Origin of the sequence: Tenacibaculum sp. Cn5-46, assembly GCF_022347705.1 — a bacterium.
GTDB lineage: Bacteria > Bacteroidota > Bacteroidia > Flavobacteriales > Flavobacteriaceae > Polaribacter > Polaribacter aiptasiae.
The window spans coordinates 78,301-96,954 of sequence record NZ_JAKRGD010000004.1; the positions used below are offsets into that span (position 1 = coordinate 78,301).

The following is an 18,654-nucleotide window of genomic DNA, read 5'->3' on the forward strand; positions in this document are numbered from 1 at the left end:
TTACATAATTCATAAACAATTACTTCAATAAAAGAAACAGGGAAAAACCTTACTTTAAGTAAGGTTTTCTTTAAGTTTTATTTATTTTTTTACATTATATTCGGGAAATCAAACGTTTAGCTTAGGTTTCAAAACAAAAGCTAGCATTAAAAAATATAATTGAATATTATGAAAAGAATCTTATTAATTTTAGTAACAGTGCTTTTTCTTACAGGATGTGATAGCAATGATTTAGTTCCAACGCAACCTAGTCAATTACTTCATACTTGGAAACTAGTTTCTTTTGGAAACAAATCTAATAATTCAATTATTACTGAAACTAATTTTACCAATGCTAAAGAAATAACCATTACTTTTAAAGATGGAAACAATTTTGAAGGAACTACAAATACAAACAATTTTTGGGGTACCTTTTCTAGCGATGAAAGACCAAATCTCCTAACTCTTAATGGTATTGTAAGTACCGAAGTTAATGAACATGGATGGGGAGAAATGTTCTACGACAGTTTACAGTTTGGATTTATCAAACAAACTTCTAATTATCAATATACTTACGAAATTGAAAATGATATTCTAAAAATTCATTTTACAAATCAACAGTTTATGACTTTTGAAAAGTTATAATTGCTTATAAATATAACAAAGATTTAAGGGGATACTCACTTGATTGCTACTTCTCAAAGTCGGCAAAGGTTTTATATGTAGTTTGCTTTTTATTAATTTAGAAGCATAGAAAGTCACATAGATTAGCTTATATACCCTTATGAAAACAGAATTTATTGAAATATCACCTGTGTTGCCAAGTCAAAATATTGACAGGGATGTAAACTGGTACCAAACAAAGGTTGGATTTAAACTCTTGCATAAAGACAGCATGTATGCGGTGATGAGACGAGAAAACCTTTGTATACATTTACAATGGCATGCCGATACGGAAGACGATCCGCTTCTTGGTGGTTCTGTGATTAAAATATTTGTTAGAAATCTAATGCCCATTTTTAACGAACTAGTTGAAAGAGGAACCCTTAGTAAAGATAAATTAAGACTTAACACTCCTTGGAATACTAACGAATTTGGTTTTTACGACTTAAATAAGAATGCCGTGTTTTTTGTAGAAGGTATATAAAACAACCTCTCTCCTATTCTTTAACAATACTTGCTCATTCTCTTTCTTGTGAAATCTTCAGCTTGTTTTCTGATAGAAAAACTAAGAAAATCATATTCATTTTTATACTATATTCGAAATCTCAAAAATTTAGTGAATATTTTAAGTTTTATAAAAACACCAAAAAGTTTAGCATAGACTTAAACTAAGTGTAATTTAAAATCAATTATGTTATGAAAAACAAACTATTATTACTTCTTTTTACACTAATAGCTTTATCATCATGCTCTGTAAATGATGATAATATAGTATTACCAGAATCAGAATTTAGCGAACACGAAATTAATGTTATTGAGTATTTTAAAGAGGTGGCTTTAGGTTTTGAGTTTGGAAATGCAAGTAAAATAACTAGAAAATGGAATTCAGATCTTAATATATTTATTGGAGGAGAAAAAAATAAGGAGTTAATAACTGAATTAGAAAAAATAATAACAGAAATCAATGAATTGGCTACTGATGGTTTTAAAATAAATATTGTAAACAATTCTTCTCAATCTAATTATTATATTTTCTTTGGAAGTGGAAATGAATATGCTCAATTATATCCAAGTCAGGTTAATTTGGTTGATTATAATTGGGGGCTTTTTTCAATTTTTTGGAATAGTCAAAATCAATTAATCAAAGGACATATGTATGTCGATATTTATAGAGCCAATCTAGTTGAACAAAAACATCTTTTGCGTGAAGAGTTAACACAATCACTTGGACTCGCTAGAGATTCAAAAAAGTATCCAGAGAGCATTTTTCAATCAGAATGGACATCTACAAATAAATATACTTTAATTGATAATGATTTAATTAGATTGTTGTATCATCCAGACATGAGCGTTGGCCTTACTGAAACTCAAGTTGATGTAGTTTTAAAGGAGATCTTAAGAAAGGAATAAAAACACTTAAAAGTTCCGTATGCACATAAGCTGCAGTAATATGAAAAACTCTTTCAAAATTAAAAACGACTTGAATGATTTGTAAAAATTGTGATCAAGAATTTAGTGGTAACTTCTGCAATAATTGTGGACAAAAATCTAGTACCGATAGAATTAATTACAACTACTTAACTAATGAAATATTGAGTACAGTTTTTCAAGTAAATCATGGAATATTTTTCTCAATTAAGGAGTTATCAATTAGACCAGGACATAGTGTTAGAGAATTTTTAAATGGAAAAAGAAAAAAACATTATAAACCGATAGCTTTTGTTTTATTAACGTCTGCATTATATGTGCTAATTACATTGATAATAGATGAAAAAACATTTTTAGGAGATGCATTTTCAGGCGCGGCAAGAGCATTAAATGATAATAATTTAGAAAAATCAATAACCGCTAATATTTTAAATTGGTTGTCTAATAACTTTGGATATTCTTCTTTATTGCTTCTACCTTTTTTTTCATTAGCATCATACATTTCTTTTATCAATCAAAAATATAACTTTTTTGAGCATTTAATTTTAAACTGTTACATAACTGGGCAACAAACACTAATTTATTTAGCTTTCGCAATAATCTTTTTTATCCTTAAAATTGATGGATATTATACGAAAGCTGTTCCGTCTTTAGTTGCAACATTATTTGTGTTTTGGACTTTTTATCAATTTTTTGAAACCAAAAAAACATTTTCAAAAATATTGCTTACTATAATTACTTACATTTTATATGTTAGTTCAGCTATGCTTATTTCTATGATATTTGGATTTATTGAAATTATAATTATTAGAGGATAAAATACTACTCATCTACTCTTTAACAATACTAGTTATAATTCTTGCGAAACCTTCAGCGAGCTTTGTTTATAGAAAAGACTTAGGAAAACCATATTCTTTTTTATGTTATATTCGAAAACTCTTAAAAATTGCGCATATACAATAAGTTCTAGTTAATTATGATAAACAGTATTTTCCATAACAAAGAGTTTGAGTTATATGGAATCTCTGTGCCCGAATTTGAACTTAAAAAGGGAAAACTAATCCGACTTTATATTCCGAGTACAAGAATTATTGGATTTGACTTAACAATTGAATTAATAAAACATTTTCAAAATAAGAATGAGAATTTACCTTGGACAAAAAATTACTCGCAAAATTCAATTTTAGAAAAGTTATTTCCTCTTACAGTTGAGATGTATTTGATTAAGAAAAAAAAGATTGACAAACAAAACGCAATAAGAATTGTAGAAGAAATAGGAATTAAATTAAATGATAAATTTGAAGAAATAGGATTTATCAATCGAAAAGCATTAATAATAAAAGCTCTATTCGAAAAAAACAACTCTATTCTTATCGATTATTATGGTGCTGACGCAATTGGAATAAAAAAATTGGAACAAATTGTAAATACAGAAATTGAAAAAGGTAAAACTGGAATTGCATTTGACCTATTAGAATATATAGAGGAAAAAGAACCCTATGAAAACATTGAACGAATAAAAATAACAAAATGAAATATTACTCGATTTTAGCACTCCTCATTTTCCTTATGTCTTGTACTAATAAGCGAACTGAAATAATATTGAATGCAGAAAATGTTGATGGACTAACTACTGAAGCAAACATAACTCTAAACGGATTTGAGATTGGAAAAGTAGAAGACTTGAATTTAACCTCAGAAGGAACAATTGATATAAAGTGTAAATTAAAATCTGACATTAAAATTCCAGTTGATTCTAAATTTGCAATTGAAAATATCAATTTACTTGGCTCTAAAGGAATCTTCGTCAAATTAGGTAAAAGCCCAGAGAACTTGAAAAATGGAGACAATATAAAACTTTCAAAAATTGAATCAACAAACTTGGAAGACTCTTTAGCTATTAAAGTTGGAGATTTTCTAGAGAGTATAACAGGCAAACAAAAACAAGATTCAATATTGGTTGAATTACGCAGACTTAATGATAATCTTGAAAAACAGCATAAATAAAAACTAAAAGAAGATTTTAAGGAACTATAACATCTTCTTTATTTATATTGCATCTTATAAAATTGCTAAAAATAAACGGAACCTATTTTTTTTAAATTCCGCATATAAACAAATTGCTATCAATATGAAAAAATCAATAATATTACTTATAACTTTATTCTTGACAGTATTAACTTATTCTCAAAATAAATTTGTTGTAACCGCTGAAAACGGTTTGTTTTTAAGGGAAAAGCCTAATTCAAAAGGTAAGAAAATAGGAAAGCTATATTTTGGTGCTGAAGTTGGTATAATTGAGAAAACCAATAATAGTCAAACTATAATAGATAATGGACAAGAAATAATAGGTAATTGGGTAAAAATAAATTTTAAAAACTTTCCCACTTTCATTTCTAATGCAAAATATGGATATGTATTTGACGGATATTTAAAACCGAAAAAAGAAAGTATTGGAGAGATTCAAAATGAAATTAACAAATACCCAGAATTCGATAAGCTTACTTTAAACACTAGTATTACTCCTTTCTATTTGAAAGGTGATTTTTTCGGAGATAAAAAAAATGATCTTGTAATCTTATTAAAAAACTCTGATGGAGAAACAAAAATAGGATTTATCAATAAAGGAACTAAAACTAAAATATACATATTAGGAAATGAAAATGACCCTTTCAATATGACAGATTATAGTTGGATTGGTATATTTGAAAAGGTTAAGAAAGGAGAGGTTTTATGGTCAAATTACGAAGATGATTTTGTTGACTTTAAAGATGTCCCTGAAAGTAAAAAAGTTAAATTAAGTTACAACTCTCTATATATGCACGCTTCTGAAAGTTGTGGGGGTGGTTTTGTCTTTTGGAAAAATGGGAAATTTAATTGGCTACAACAAGAATAAAATACTAATGGAAACACTATTTTATTAAAAATTCCGCATATAAACAAGTTAGCTACAATTTAAAAAAATGAATGTTAATCATATACTGACCCAAGATTATATTGAGATAAATGGATATAAAATTTTTATTGGAAATAGTTTTAAGGAAATAGAAACTAAAATAAAATCAACACTTTTTATTTCTCAAAAAAACAATGACTCCACAATTGTATCTGAAGGAGATTTTCAACTTCATTTTAAAGAGAATCTTTTTTATATGTGGACTATTTCTCCTTACAAATCATTCTTGTTTTTTGATAAAACTAAAAGGAAGCTTAACGGAATAAAATTCAATCAGTTTCTTAAAATTTTATTTAAGGAAAAAATAAAATGGGAATTCAATCAAGAATTAACTTTTTCAGACCAAATTTCAATACAACTTGAAAACAAAGTAAATTTTATATTTAGGTTTGATGAAAAAAACAGAAAAGGTCATTTAGGTAAAATTGGATTGACAAAACAATTGTAACTAACACCGTATAAAATTAATTGCTGGTTTTGGCATACTTACAAAAGTCTAAACTAACCTTATGTATATGATCTATTTACTTATTTTAGTGCTTTAAACAAGCAACTAATCTTATACATCAACGTTAACCATAATATTGAAAAACGAAAAATGACAAAGCAAGAATATGCAAAGTATTTAGGACAAATTATTAATGAAGATATTGATATTGACTCAAATGATTTGAGTTGTCAATTTTATGGGTATTTTCAATATTTTATGCCTGATGGAAATGGGCTTGAAAAAGTTTTTAAACCTATCATAAACGGGAATTTATATTTTGAGAGATTAATTAAAATATATAGTGCAACCGAACAAAGATTTAACGAATTATCGAAAGAGGGAAAATCACCGGGTTATTTTTGCCCAAATCCGAGTGAAAACAAAGAATTACTAATATTAAATGGAGAAAAATACATAGAGAATTTAAAACTATTCTCTGAAATAGTTACCGACCAGGAGTTTATCGATACAATGGCGGGAATAAAAACTATTGAAATAATTGAATCTGACAAAAGAACTAATGAAAATAATACTAATGCAATAGTTTATGATTCAATATCAGACTGGTTTATAGACAATACTGATTTTGATTCAATTATTAAAATATTGGATGAAGCATATTATTCAATTAATTGTGACTATAACCTTTCACATTATTTTCAGTATCCGAGCTATCAAGACAAGTTAGAATTTGATTTATTTGCTCCTTATTTTGAAATTTGGAAAATGGGCTATTATTGTTGGTTTGACGAAGAAAAGTTAATTATCGGAAAATAAAAACTATGGCTAACATTGGCTATAAGTAATTGCTTTATTCTCGTCCACTACTCACCTATTCTTTAACAATACTAGTTATACTACTTTCGAAACTATCAGCAAGCTTCGTAAATAGAAAAACTTAAGAATACCATATCCTTTTTTTATGCTATATTCGAAAACTAAAAAAATTGTAAATATTTTGAGTTTTATTAAAACACCTAAAAATTCTGCATAGCCAGACATATTAGGTGAATAACAGGAACAAAGTTCCGTATATAAACGAATTGGCATTAAATAAAAACAAACTAATTTAAAAAGTGAATTTACTTTCAAAACTACGAGCTTACTTTCAAAAAACATCTAAAAATTCAACTAATTCTGAAATTGATAAGACAGATTATTTATCTGATTTTAAAGAAAAAAGAAAAGAAATGAGAGATAAAGAATTAGGTAAAGATTATGTTTCCGAAAAAATAAATGAATTAGCTCAAAAATTGCTTGAAGATAAAAAAGAGGAAGTTGATTACGAAGCAGAAATGATTGGCCAAAAACTCAAATTGGATGAAATGAAAAGAGCAGTAGATATTTATTTACATAATGCAGTAGATATGTATCCAGAGCCAATTAATTTCAAGCGAAGAGGAGTTGTTATTAGGTATTGTGTTGCATTTGGTGAAGGTATTTGTGAATACATAGACAAAATTGCTTTTGGAGAATATGATTGGACCCAATATGAAGCAATTGATTTATTATGCAGAATGGCTTTAATTAAGAACATAAGAAAAAAAACAACATTAGAGTTAATTGATAAAAACATTGATAACTTTAGATATACGTCATTAATGAATTCCTTACAGTCAATGCAATACTTTAAGGATGAACCAATAGTTCAAAAAATTTATGAAAGACAACTTGATGGGGCTAAAGATGATTACCAAGAATTTATTAATATTTTAGAAATGTATTATTATTCTAATCAAAATCGTTTTGAACAGTATTTGCCAAATCTAAAGAAGATTATTATTGAAAGTGGAAATAATGATTATTCTGTATTAGCTATGTCCCACATAATGAAAAGTGAGAATGGTGGAGAGATGGTTGCTTATAACGAAGATGGTAGTATTTTTAACGAAGAAGAAGGAATTGAAGCCATAAAACTAAAAGCTGGAATAATATATTATCTAACTAATAAAACAGATACTGAAGTAAATAATTATCTCAAATACATTAAATCACATTCGAAGTTTGAAAACCATAAAGAATACATAATGAAAACTATTGAATTATAACTATTACTAATAAAATACAAAAATAATAGTGGTTTAGTCGCTAAAACGTAAATTGATATATAAACTAACGACAGTAACAAACCGAAAAGTAAGGGCATAAAATCCATAACTGACGGTTATACGAGACCGTTGTGTGCAATATGAAAATGAAAAAAACAGATATCATATTTCAAGAATCAGAAGTCGAACTGGTCTTCCAAAAACTTATATCTGATTGGAATGAATTGACTGATTTCTATAATAAGGAAGTAAAGTTTAACTATAAAGATCCTAGTGATCGATTGGCTTACAGTGACATTGCAGACATTTCTAGATTCATAGTTGATAAGAAAAAATCAGGGCAAACTGAAAATTTTGAGAACTTTTTCAAGAATGTTGAAGAATTAATGATTTTTGGAGATGATTATGTTAAGAATTTGATTGTAGTAGGGTTATTTGAAGGAATTCAAAACATAGGAGGTTCTGAAATTGACTATTATAAATCCTTTGATAAATGGTTAAAGAAAAACTCATTAAAAGCTTGGAGGGACTTGATAAATAGCTGGGAAGATTTGGACTGGAAAAAGACTAATTAAAACCAAAAGATTTAAAATAAAAGAAAATAAACTACCTACAATAATAACTATAACCTATTAATTTCTTACTCTCGCCTACCACTCACCTATTCTTTAACAATACCACTTATAATTCTTGCAAAATCATTAGCGAGCTTTACTGATAGAAAAGACTTAGGAAAACTATATTCTTTTTTATGCTATATTCGAAAACTCTTAAAAATTGCACATATAAACAAATTGTAAATAATTATGAAGAACAGATTACATAGAACAATATTACTTCTGACTATAATTGTCATCAGTTCTTGCAAAAAGGAATTTAAAACTAACTCAAAAGAAAAAATATTATTCAATGGATTAAAGCAAAGTTTGTCTTTTGATAAAGTCAAAAATCAAAATGACAATTTATCTGATTTTACATTTAGAATTGACACTTCAAACATAACGACAACAAACTCAATAAAAGGATATTTTAAAAATATTGAATTCTATAAATTGAATATATCTCATTACGATTCAATTTATATCGGACAAAGGAATGATACAATATTTACACTTGACCAAGGAATGGATTTTGTAGAAGTGTTTTTAATTCTAAACAAAAATAACATCTCAAACTTAGGTAGACTTGGAAATGATCATGGAATTAATTTATTAAAATCTAATGATTCGATATTTGATTTTCACATTAGAGAATTAGAAGGTTCAAAATACCATGACGTGATTTATACCCCTCCTAGATATCCAAAACAAACGATTTCAGAAATTAGAACCGACCTAAATGGGAAAATTTTAAATATAAAAATAAGAGATAAAAATTAGTTACTTAAACCACACAACTAATCTTATACAAACACGCTAACAACAACCAACCAAAGCACCTCTTCAAACTCCTTATACCCTTTTCTTAGGCTATTTTAAACCCACTACTCACCTATTCTTTAACAATACCACTTATAATTCTTGCGAAATCATCAGCGAGCTTCGCTGACGTAATAAAAACTCTGCGAAACCTTCAGCGAGCTTCGCTGATGCAATAGAAACTCTGCGAAACCTTCAGCGAGCTTCGCTGACACAATAAAAACTCTGCGAAACCTCCAACGAGCTTCGCTGACGCAATAAAAACTCTGCAAAACCTCCAGCGAGCTTCGTTGACATAAAAAAAACAAAAACACCTCATTTTTAAATAATTACACTCTCACCAAACACTCACTAAGTGTTTCTCCTGATAAAAAAAGAGGGAAAAACCCTACTTAAAGTAAGGTTTTCCGCAAAGTCAGCTTCTTTTTTTAGGCTACATTCGGGGACTTTAAAATTTGGAGTAGATAATTTTTTAGGGATATTATGTACTCAAAACATATTATAAAAAATAATAGTAACAAAGTTCTATTTATAAACAAGTTAAAATTAATTTGAGAAAACCTTAAAAAATTAATGAATAAAAAACAATTAAACATCATAGATTTAACTTTATAATTAATAAACCTAACTAAATAATAATGACAAATATCTTAGATAAAAATATAGGATTCATTAAAAATCCATTTTCTAAGTTTTCTGCTGAAGAAGAAAAAGAATTTCATACTGAAATATTTTACCCACCTACTTTTTACAATACATTACTTGATGATTTAAAAACTGGAACAAGTAGATTTATTTTAGGACAGAGGGGGCATGGTAAATCCTCAATAATACATAAACTTAAAATTGACCTTGAAAAATCAGATGTATTAACCATTATTATTGATAGATTTGATGAAATTTCTTTAACAAACAATAAAATAGAAATTCTTAACTTAATACTTAATCAATTTGTAACTAAATACGTTATATTTCTAGAGAAAAATAAAGAAGTTTTAAAAAAATTAAACAAAAAAGACAAAGAAGAATTAGCACTTTTAATAAAACTTTTTTTTAAACCACTAACGAATTCAGAATTCGAAAAAAAATATAATAATGTAACAAAAATTGAAAGAAAAAACATTTTAAAAAAAATTTACAATTATATTATCCATCCAACTAATGCACTATTAAATACTGGTGTATTAATAACTGCTAAACTTGTTTCAGAATCTTTAAAATTACCGGAAGACATTGAAACTAAATACACTGATTTTTTAAAAGAATTTGATATAAAATCTGAGTATGATGCTAATAATGATGAAAAAAAACTATTAAAAAGTAAAAGGCAATTAAAAGAATTATTGGACAAATTAAATTTAATTGCAAAAAAATCTTATTTCAAATCTTCTGTAATACTTTTTGATAAGGTAGATGAATTTCAAGATTTAGAACAAGACATAGAGAAAATTGCAAATTTCTCTAAAGATTTACTAACAGATACAGAACTATTAATGCAAAATGATATAGCAATCGCATTTAGTTTATGGTCAGAGGTTAAACCTACATTATCAAAAACAGTTCGTTTCGATAAATTTAAAGAAATTGATATTCGTTGGACATCGAATGACATGATTCCTCTTATCGATCAGAGAATAAAATATTTTAGTGGAGGAAACAGAAAGTTTAATGACTTATTCGATTCAGGAACTGAAGTAAAAGAAGTTATAACTATTTCTAACAAATCACCTAGAGACCTAATATCATGTATGTCTGATATTTACGATTTCCAGAGTACAAGACCAGATGTTTCTCGATTTGATGGTACATCAGTTTCAAAAGGTTTAATAAAATTTGCTAAAAGATATGATTACTTGTCAATGTATCCTTCGAGAACCGCTAAAAACAAGGATGTTTTAACAACCATTAATAATATTTTACGGATTAAAAAGGTATCATTTTCAATAAAAGACTTAAACTTAACATTTAATCAAAAAAGTAATTGGTCTAGAAGACAAGTTGAATTAATGCTAAAATATAATCTAATAAAAGAAAACATGATTTTAGGTCCAAATAATGAAAAAATTTATGATGTATTAGACCCTAAAATAATTCATTTAATAAAACGGAATATTAAAAGTCTCGATGAACAATAAATACTAATTATTATAGATTTAACTAAATCTGAATCCAATCATATAGTTCGTAAAAAAGTAATTAATTGAATAATCAAATTGTTACTCATTTTAAGTTAAATACAAAGAAAACCAAAAAAAGGCAGCCCAACAGCTGCTTTTTTAAGTATCTACTTACACCACCTCCCTACTTCCAAACCTTTAAAAAGTCTAATTTATAGGTTTCGCTTATCGGGAACAGTTCTCCGTTAATATGTACTCTGCTGCCCTCTACATAGGTTATATGGGATAGATTCACTATATAAGATCTGTGAATTCTATAAAAAGTGGTGGAAGATAAATCGTTTAACACATCTTTCAACGCTCCATGTACCAATAATTTCCCATGGTTTTGAGTTACATACTTTACATATTCACTTTCAGATTTAATATACAATATCTCAGCAATAGGCACTCTATATTGTTTTTTACCAGAGCGAATCAATAAGGTTTCATCCGTAGTTTGAGTGTTTGTTTCTACCACTTCTCTTTTCTGGTACAGTTCTTTTACCTTTTCTACAGCACGTACAAAGCGATGGAACTCTATGGGTTTTAATAAATAATCAATCGCATTTAATTCAAAGCCTTCCAACGCATAGTCTCTATAAGCAGTGGTAAAAATAACTTTGGTATGATTGGGTTTGAGTAGTTTTATAAAATCAATTCCAGAAATATCAGGCATCTGAATATCTAAAAATAAAATATCAATCCTATTCTCATTCAACGTATCAAGGGCTTCCAAAGGAGATTTATAACTTCCTACTACCTGCATCCCTTTAATTTTAGTACAATAATTTTCGAGCAATCTCCTTGCTGGCTGCTCATCATCTATTATGACACAATTAAATACCATTTGTTTGTATTTTTAAACTCACTTTATACACTTGGTTCTCGTTGGTTATTTGTAAAGAATGTTTTTGAGGATATAATAACATCAATCGCCTCGTTACATTCTTAATACCAATCCCTCCTACTTTATCCACTGTTTTTCCTTCAACAAAAGAACTCACACAGCTAAAATTAATCTCGCTTTCGTTAGACGAAACTTCAATATCTACATACCCCTTGTCTACATCTTCAATATTCCCATGCTTAAAGGCATTTTCAACAAAAGGCAATAATAACATAGGCGCTATGCTGCTTCGTTCATCAACTTGTTCATGAGTAAAAGAAATCCTGTGAATACTATCGTCTTTTAACTTAAATAAATCAATAAAATTGGTAATATAAGTTACCTCACTCCTTAAAGACACATACTCGTCCTTGTTGCCATACAATGAATAATCTAACATTTTCGACAATTGCAAAATGGCTTCAGGACCTTTAGGATTGTTGTCAATAGTTAACGAATAGATATTATTCAAGGTATTGAACAAAAAATGTGGATTGATTTGCTGAATTAAGAAATTCTTTTCCGCTAAAATTCTCTTCTTCTCTTTCTCTTCTCTTTTCAACTCCTGATGATAGTTATGCAGAATTAACGCCACAAAAACACCTATAAAAGCAGGTACAGAATGCGCCATGAGGGTTTCAAAAATATCGTAACCACCGCCAAAAATTTCCTCTGCTCCTTCCTCTAAAAGCGTATTGATAAAGGCGGCTAAAATGATTAAAACTAGATTAGACAGTATAAAAAGCACATACTTTTTAACATCTAGTAAAAAAGGAAACAACAGCTTGGTATTCATACAAAAAGCAGCTAACTGAATTGTAAAGAAAATAGCCGTATGCTTTAAAGGGTTTTCAGTTTCTATTATAAAAGAAAACAAAAGGTATAGTAACAAACTATAACCTACCCACGCCAACATATTTTTAGTAAAAAACCTCATTTCTTTATCAAAAGTACTTTAAAACCATCAGTCTACATTCAAATTTCAGCGAAACAGCCAAAAAATTCAGCGAAATTAAAGTTAACTTAAATTAAGCAGCTATTCATCACTTTACTGATAAAAAACCTAGTTCCACAGAATTAGCGCTCACAGTTATTGAATCTTTTTTCTCAGTCTTTTGAACCTCTCGTTATTTGTACTTAATTAAAACAAGTCTAAATAAAAACTAAATGAGGTTTCTAAAAAACATCCTTTTTGTGTCCTTAGCACTTACACTATCAGCCAACGCACAAGAGATAAACATTGACAGTTTAAAACAACAAATAAAAAAAGAATTAAGAGAAGAAGGAATTACAAAAAGCTCAAAAAGCTTACTACGATGGCAGAACTTTAAACTGCGCGGTTATGGAGCAATTAACTACTACAACAATAACTTCGATACCAATCCCAATGAAAAGAATAAAGTAGATCCTGAGCGTTTAAACGTATACTTAGATTATCATTTTACACCAAAAATTGCTTTAAAAACAGAGATTGAGTTTGAACACGGAGGAACTGGTAGCACTTTAGAACTTGAAACCTTTGAAGAAGGTGGAGAATTTGAACACGAAGTAGAATCAGGTGGTGAAGTCAAGTTAGAACAGGTGTATATCAACTTCAACATCAACGAAAATCTAAACGTTAAGGTCGGACGCTTTAAAGTACAGTTCGGATTGGCACAAAACTTAGATACTCCAGACGAATACTTTACATCATACAGACCAGAAATGGAAAATCAGTTATTGCCTTTAGGATGGTACGAAACTGGTATAGATGTATACGGTTCTTTCTTTAAAGGGAAACTACGATACCATGTTGCCTTGGTAAACGGATTGGATGGTACCGGATTCAACTCTCAAAACTTTATTAGAGACGGTCACCAAACACGTTTTGAAATGATGAACGCCGAAAACTTCGCCATCTCAACTCGTTTAGACTATAAGTTTGGAAAACACAAAAATACCTTTGTTGGTTTTTCTACTTACTACGGAAACACTAGTGGTAACAGACCAAAAACAGACATTGATGTTGATGCTTTCTTAACCATGTTAGAAGGACATTTCTCTTATAATGAACATCCGTTACGAATTGCTACCACAGCTATTTGGGGGAACTTAGGAAACTCAGAAATTGTAAGTTTCTTTAATGCTAACTTATCAAATAACCTTGGTGTTAAAAGAACACCAGTAGGAAAAAATGCTTTAGGATTTGCTGCAGAAGTTGGGTACGACATTTTACCACTTTTTACCAAACAAGCCAATCAAATGATGTTATACCCATTTGTACGATATGACTACTACGATACTATGCAAACAGTTGCCAATGGAATTACCGACAATCCAAGATGGGAACGAAATGTAATTACAGGAGGATTCAACTGGTTTGTACATCCAAAAATTATCATCAAAGCACATTATTCAGAAAGAAAACTGGGCTCTAAAAACATTGATCCTGTTACGGGAAATCAACTATCCAACAACCAAATAGACAAAATATTTTCAACAGGTATTGGATTCACTTTTTAAACATTAAAAAAACGCGAAATGAACACACAATTTGTAAAAAAAACATCCATTTTATTAATCGCTCTTGGGCTATTTGCCTCATGTAGCAGCGATAATACGAGTAATGCTTTTAACAATCAAAAAGACTATGCTACAGAAATAACAAACATTACTAACAATGTAATTATTGCTACGTATAACAATTTAAACAACAAAGCGCAAGCCATGGTAACCTTAGCACAAACTTTTACCGTTGGAAATGCTACAGGTTTAGAAAGTTTAAGACAATCGTGGAGAGATGCAAGAGAACCTTGGGAGCAATCGGAAGGTTTCTTATACGGTCCAGTAGATACGGAAGGAATTGATCCAGCTATAGATTCTTGGCCTTTAGACTTAACATTTTTAAATACTGTTTTAGGAGGTACCGATCCTATTACTGATGCATTTTTAGCGAGTCAGAATAACAACGCCAAAGGTTTTCATACCATTGAATACTTATTATGGGGAATTGATGGAAATAAAACTGCTGCTGACTTTACAGCGAGAGAAATTGAATATCTAAAAGCAGCTACTAAAGACTTACAGAACAATACCCAAGCTTTATACGACGGATGGATTGCTTCTTCTGGTAATTTTTCTGCACAATTCTTAAGCTTACCATCAACTAACTATGCATCACAAAAAAATGTATTACAAGAAATTACAGACGGAGTTTCTATTATTGCTGATGAAGTTGCGAATGCTAAAATTGAAGTTCCTTTAAACGGAAACTCAGGAAGTGCAGCTCCAGACCAAGAAGAATCGCGTTTTGCACACAATTCAAAGGCTGATTTTGTAAACAATATGAAAAGTATTCAAAACATCTACTTAGGAGGATTGTCTACTGTAGTTGCGGCTTCTAATAGTGCTTTAGATACTACGATTAAAACACAAATAACGGATGCTATTGATGCCATTAACGCGATTCCTGGAACTTTTACAGATGCTATAATCAACAACAGATCGGCAGTACAAAATGCACAAATGAAGGTAAACACATTATTCAATACAACTGAAAATGAGTTAAAGCCTTTTATGAATTCATTAAATTAATAAAAAAGAGGAGATTCATTTCTCCTCTTTTCACAAAAACTAACAAAAACAAGTGAAAAAATTATTATTAATTACATGCATTACATTGATTATTAGCTGTTCTGACGAACCTGTTACTAATGAATATACACCTTTAACGGATTTGAAAGAAAGGGAATTGGCAGGAGGAGAAACAACTATTTTTTCTTCAACATCTTTCGCTTTTGAGAATCCAGCAGCCAATCTTACTGGGTTAAATTTAGATTTACACCTAGCCGGAGATGCTGAATTTGAAAATACATTTGTTACCGCTGGTTCGCCAATAAATCCAGGTTTAGGACCTCGATTTAATAATACCAATTGTGTTGCTTGTCACCCAAGAGACGGTCGTGCTGCTTTTCCTACAAACGTAAATGCAGTTAGCGGATTACTTTATAGAATCTCTTTAGGCAACGATCCTGCAACTGGACCTATAGCCGTTCCTAACTATGGAACACAAGCTCAAAACCAAAGTGTGATTGGTTTTGTTCCAGAAATGGATTATAAAGTAACTTGGCAAGAACACAACGAAACCTTAGCAGACGGAACTGTAGTAACCTTGAGAAAGCCTATATTTAGCTACGAAAACCCGTACATGCCTATACCATCAGGAGTTAAAATTTCTGCTCGTATTGCGCCTCCTGTATTTGGTTTAGGACTCTTAGAAGCCATACCTGAAAACGACATAGTAGCTTTAGCCGATGAAAATGATGTGGATGGTGATGGTATTTCTGGAAAGGCAAACTATGTAATCAATCCAGAAACAGGCGCTAAAGAATTAGGGAGATTTGGATGGAAAGCCAATACTTCTAACCTAAGAATACAATCGGCAGCAGCCTACCATGAAGACATGGGAATTACCAATGAAATCTTTTCAAAAGATATTCCGGAAGATGGTTTTGCCGATGATCCTGAAATAACTCCAGAAGTTTTAAATCAGGTAACTGTGTATTGTCAAACCTTGGCAGTACCAGCCGCTAGAAATATAACCGACGAAAAGATACAAAGAGGTGCTACTATTTTTAATCAAATCAACTGTGCTTCGTGTCATACGCCTAAACAGCAAACACAAGCAGCATCGATAAACGCTTTGGCAAATCAAACTATATGGCCTTATACAGATATGTTGTTACACGATATGGGAGATGGTTTGGCTGATAACCGTGGCGATTTCTTAGCAAACGGAAAAGAATGGAAAACACGTCCTTTATGGGGAATTGGTTTAACTCAAGTTGTTAACGGACATACCAACTTTTTACATGACGGTAGAGCTCGAAACATTACCGAAGCCATATTATGGCATGATGGAGAAGCAAAACAGTCAAAAGAAGCATTTAAACAATTAACTAAAAAAGATAGAGATGAGTTATTAGCATTCATTAACTCGCTTTAATCGTAACTTTTTATTTTTATTTAGATTTGGAAGAGGTTCACGTTTATTTGTGGCCTCTTCCTTTTATTTACTGAAAAATTAAAGCAACTCGTTGATTTTATTTGAAATCCCAAAACTCAAGTAGGTATTTAGCTAAAAAATAAAAACCATGTTAAAGTATCTATTTGTAAAAGTATTCGTTTTTTTCAGTCTCATCTCATTGGTAACATCCTGTTCAAGTGATCCTGGATATATTCCAGCTCCTGATACCGTAGCCTTTGGTCAGAACTTATCCGATTATAATATCTATCAAGGTAATATTGTAGATTTAACTCCTACTGCAGATTATCATTTAATCGAATTGTCTTCTTCTCTGTTTGTAAACTATGCAGAAAAACAACGTTTGATAAAGCTTCCAGCGGGAACTAAAATTACCAAAGTAGACAATGGTATTCCTAATTTTCCTAACGGTACTATCTTAGTTAAAACATTTTACTACTACAAAGACAAACGTAAACCTAGCTTAGGGAAAAAGGTAATTGAAACCAGACTTTTAATTAAAGAAGCTGACATGTGGAATGTTGCCACCTATGTTTGGAATGATGCACAAACGGAAGCTATTTTAAACCTTAATGGCGTAAGTAAAAATGTATCTTGGATTGATGCTAATGGAAATAGTAAAACTGTAAGATACCAAGTACCCACAGAGCAGAACTGTACTACTTGTCACCAAAAAACCTCAACAGTAGCGCCTTTAGGACCTACATTAAGCAATATGAATATTGAAGTTACTAGAAACAATACTGCCATAAATCAATTACAACATTTTCAAAATGCAGGGTTAATGGATAATTTCAATCATACGCAAATACCAACATTACCCGATTATTTTAATCCATCGTATACTATTTCAGAAAGAGGAAGAGCTTATTTTGAAATGAACTGTGCCCACTGTCATAATCCAGCAGGTTTTCCAAAAGCAGCTAAAAAGGGATATGATTTCAGGTATACTACTCCCCTTTCTCAAACGAGAATTCCTTCTAAAAAAGGAAAAATCAGCGGTGTAATTGCTTCTGGTGAAATGCCTTGGATTGGTACAACTACCTTAGATGTTGAAGGATACGATGTCGTAAAACAATACTTAAACAGCTTATAAACAACAACTAATGAAACATTTATTAAAAATCTTTTTACTCATAGTTACAACGTCGGTTTTGACCTCTTGTAATACTAAAGAAACTTATAAACCAGTGCAAGGTCAGTGGATTAAAGGTACTGATCAAGAAAAGTTAAAAACCATAGAATCGCAATTTAGAGGTTTCGACAAGGCGATGGTTGAAGTCGGATACCGATATCAAGAATTGTACTGGGCGGGTCAGGATGAAAATTGGGATTATGCTGACTATCAGCTAAACAAAATTAATAAAGCTATTAAACTAGGGCTTATACGCAGACCAAAACGAGCTGCTTCAGCTGAAAACTTTTTAAATTATGTAATTCCTGAAGTAAAAAAATCAATTACTGCTAAGAATAAAGAAACGTTTAATAAAAACTTTGAAATGATGCGTACCAATTGTACCAGTTGTCATATGGCTGAAAGAAAACCTTCTTTCACCGTTCAAATTCCTACAGATAGGCAATCTCCTATTAGAAAAGAAAAATAG

At 30.0% G+C, this 18,654-nt stretch carries 20 protein-coding genes; 18 read left to right on the forward strand and 2 right to left on the reverse strand.

Annotation, left to right across the window (positions count from 1 at the left end; translation table 11 throughout):
• The first annotated feature begins 168 nt into the window (after nucleotides 1-168).
• The 13 genes from MHN29_RS09415 (at nucleotide 169) to MHN29_RS09475 (ending at nucleotide 11,117) form a co-directional block, all read left to right on the forward strand.
• Complete coding sequence (locus tag MHN29_RS09415; RefSeq protein WP_235274854.1) at nucleotides 169-624, forward strand: lipoprotein; 456 nt, start codon at nucleotides 169-171, stop codon at nucleotides 622-624.
• 139 nt (nucleotides 625-763) lie between these two features.
• Nucleotides 764-1,126: a glyoxalase/bleomycin resistance/extradiol dioxygenase family protein gene (locus tag MHN29_RS09420; RefSeq protein ID WP_235274853.1), complete on the forward strand. Its 363-nt coding sequence runs from the start codon at nucleotides 764-766 to the stop codon at nucleotides 1,124-1,126.
• A 212-nt stretch (nucleotides 1,127-1,338) separates the two neighbouring features.
• Nucleotides 1,339-2,052, forward strand: coding sequence for a DUF2927 domain-containing protein (locus MHN29_RS09425; RefSeq protein WP_235274852.1), 714 nt, complete (start codon nucleotides 1,339-1,341; stop codon nucleotides 2,050-2,052).
• A 74-nt stretch (nucleotides 2,053-2,126) separates the two neighbouring features.
• Nucleotides 2,127-2,888 (forward strand): DUF3667 domain-containing protein, encoded by a 762-nt coding sequence (locus MHN29_RS09430; protein WP_235274851.1) that lies wholly within the window; start codon nucleotides 2,127-2,129, stop codon nucleotides 2,886-2,888.
• Nucleotides 2,889-3,046: 158 nt separating this feature from the next.
• Nucleotides 3,047-3,604: a hypothetical protein gene (locus MHN29_RS09435; RefSeq protein ID WP_235274850.1), complete on the forward strand. Its 558-nt coding sequence runs from the start codon at nucleotides 3,047-3,049 to the stop codon at nucleotides 3,602-3,604.
• Entirely contained in the window at nucleotides 3,601-4,077 is a 477-nt protein-coding gene (locus MHN29_RS09440) for an MlaD family protein (protein WP_235274849.1), read from the forward strand. The genes MHN29_RS09435 and MHN29_RS09440 overlap by 4 nt, the downstream gene beginning before the upstream one ends.
• Before the next feature lie 124 nt (nucleotides 4,078-4,201).
• Complete coding sequence (locus tag MHN29_RS09445) at nucleotides 4,202-4,966, forward strand: SH3 domain-containing protein (RefSeq protein ID WP_235274848.1); 765 nt, start codon at nucleotides 4,202-4,204, stop codon at nucleotides 4,964-4,966.
• A 67-nt stretch (nucleotides 4,967-5,033) separates the two neighbouring features.
• Nucleotides 5,034-5,474: a hypothetical protein gene (locus MHN29_RS09450; RefSeq protein ID WP_235274847.1), complete on the forward strand. Its 441-nt coding sequence runs from the start codon at nucleotides 5,034-5,036 to the stop codon at nucleotides 5,472-5,474.
• Between the two features lie 150 nt (nucleotides 5,475-5,624).
• A complete protein-coding gene (locus tag MHN29_RS09455; RefSeq protein ID WP_235274846.1) occupies nucleotides 5,625-6,293 on the forward strand; it encodes a hypothetical protein in 669 nt (222 codons plus the stop codon).
• A 299-nt stretch (nucleotides 6,294-6,592) separates the two neighbouring features.
• Nucleotides 6,593-7,564: a hypothetical protein gene (locus MHN29_RS09460; RefSeq protein WP_235274845.1), complete on the forward strand. Its 972-nt coding sequence runs from the start codon at nucleotides 6,593-6,595 to the stop codon at nucleotides 7,562-7,564.
• Nucleotides 7,565-7,710: 146 nt separating this feature from the next.
• The gene (locus MHN29_RS09465; protein WP_235274844.1) at nucleotides 7,711-8,139 is read left to right on the forward strand and encodes a hypothetical protein; all 429 of its coding nucleotides are present in this window, start codon (nucleotides 7,711-7,713) and stop codon (nucleotides 8,137-8,139) included.
• Nucleotides 8,140-8,370: 231 nt separating this feature from the next.
• The gene (locus MHN29_RS09470; protein ID WP_235274843.1) at nucleotides 8,371-8,943 is read left to right on the forward strand and encodes a hypothetical protein; all 573 of its coding nucleotides are present in this window, start codon (nucleotides 8,371-8,373) and stop codon (nucleotides 8,941-8,943) included.
• Between the two features lie 677 nt (nucleotides 8,944-9,620).
• Entirely contained in the window at nucleotides 9,621-11,117 is a 1,497-nt protein-coding gene (locus tag MHN29_RS09475) for a P-loop ATPase, Sll1717 family (RefSeq protein WP_235274842.1), read from the forward strand.
• Between the two features lie 166 nt (nucleotides 11,118-11,283).
• On the opposite strand, the gene MHN29_RS09480 is transcribed toward MHN29_RS09475, so the two are convergent.
• A complete protein-coding gene (locus MHN29_RS09480; protein WP_235274841.1) occupies nucleotides 11,284-11,988 on the reverse strand; it encodes a LytTR family DNA-binding domain-containing protein in 705 nt (234 codons plus the stop codon).
• Nucleotides 11,978-12,943, reverse strand: a complete 966-nt coding sequence (locus tag MHN29_RS09485; RefSeq protein WP_235274840.1) for a sensor histidine kinase — start codon at nucleotides 12,941-12,943, stop codon at nucleotides 11,978-11,980. The genes MHN29_RS09480 and MHN29_RS09485 overlap by 11 nt, the downstream gene beginning before the upstream one ends.
• A gap of 251 nt (nucleotides 12,944-13,194) precedes the next feature.
• Between MHN29_RS09485 and MHN29_RS09490 the strand changes: the two genes are divergently transcribed.
• From MHN29_RS09490 to MHN29_RS09510, 5 genes are all read left to right on the forward strand, one after another.
• Nucleotides 13,195-14,529 carry a porin gene (locus MHN29_RS09490; protein ID WP_235274839.1) on the forward strand — a complete coding sequence of 445 codons (1,335 nt, stop codon included), beginning with the start codon at nucleotides 13,195-13,197 and terminating at the stop codon, nucleotides 14,527-14,529.
• Between the two features lie 18 nt (nucleotides 14,530-14,547).
• Entirely contained in the window at nucleotides 14,548-15,600 is a 1,053-nt protein-coding gene (locus tag MHN29_RS09495; protein WP_235274838.1) for an imelysin family protein, read from the forward strand.
• A gap of 52 nt (nucleotides 15,601-15,652) precedes the next feature.
• Nucleotides 15,653-17,011: a di-heme oxidoredictase family protein gene (locus tag MHN29_RS09500; RefSeq protein WP_235274837.1), complete on the forward strand. Its 1,359-nt coding sequence runs from the start codon at nucleotides 15,653-15,655 to the stop codon at nucleotides 17,009-17,011.
• 148 nt (nucleotides 17,012-17,159) lie between these two features.
• On the forward strand, nucleotides 17,160-18,146 hold the full coding sequence (locus MHN29_RS09505; protein ID WP_235274836.1) for a hypothetical protein: 987 nt from the start codon (nucleotides 17,160-17,162) through the stop codon (nucleotides 18,144-18,146).
• 10 nt (nucleotides 18,147-18,156) lie between these two features.
• The gene (locus MHN29_RS09510; protein WP_235274835.1) at nucleotides 18,157-18,654 is read left to right on the forward strand and encodes a hypothetical protein; all 498 of its coding nucleotides are present in this window, start codon (nucleotides 18,157-18,159) and stop codon (nucleotides 18,652-18,654) included.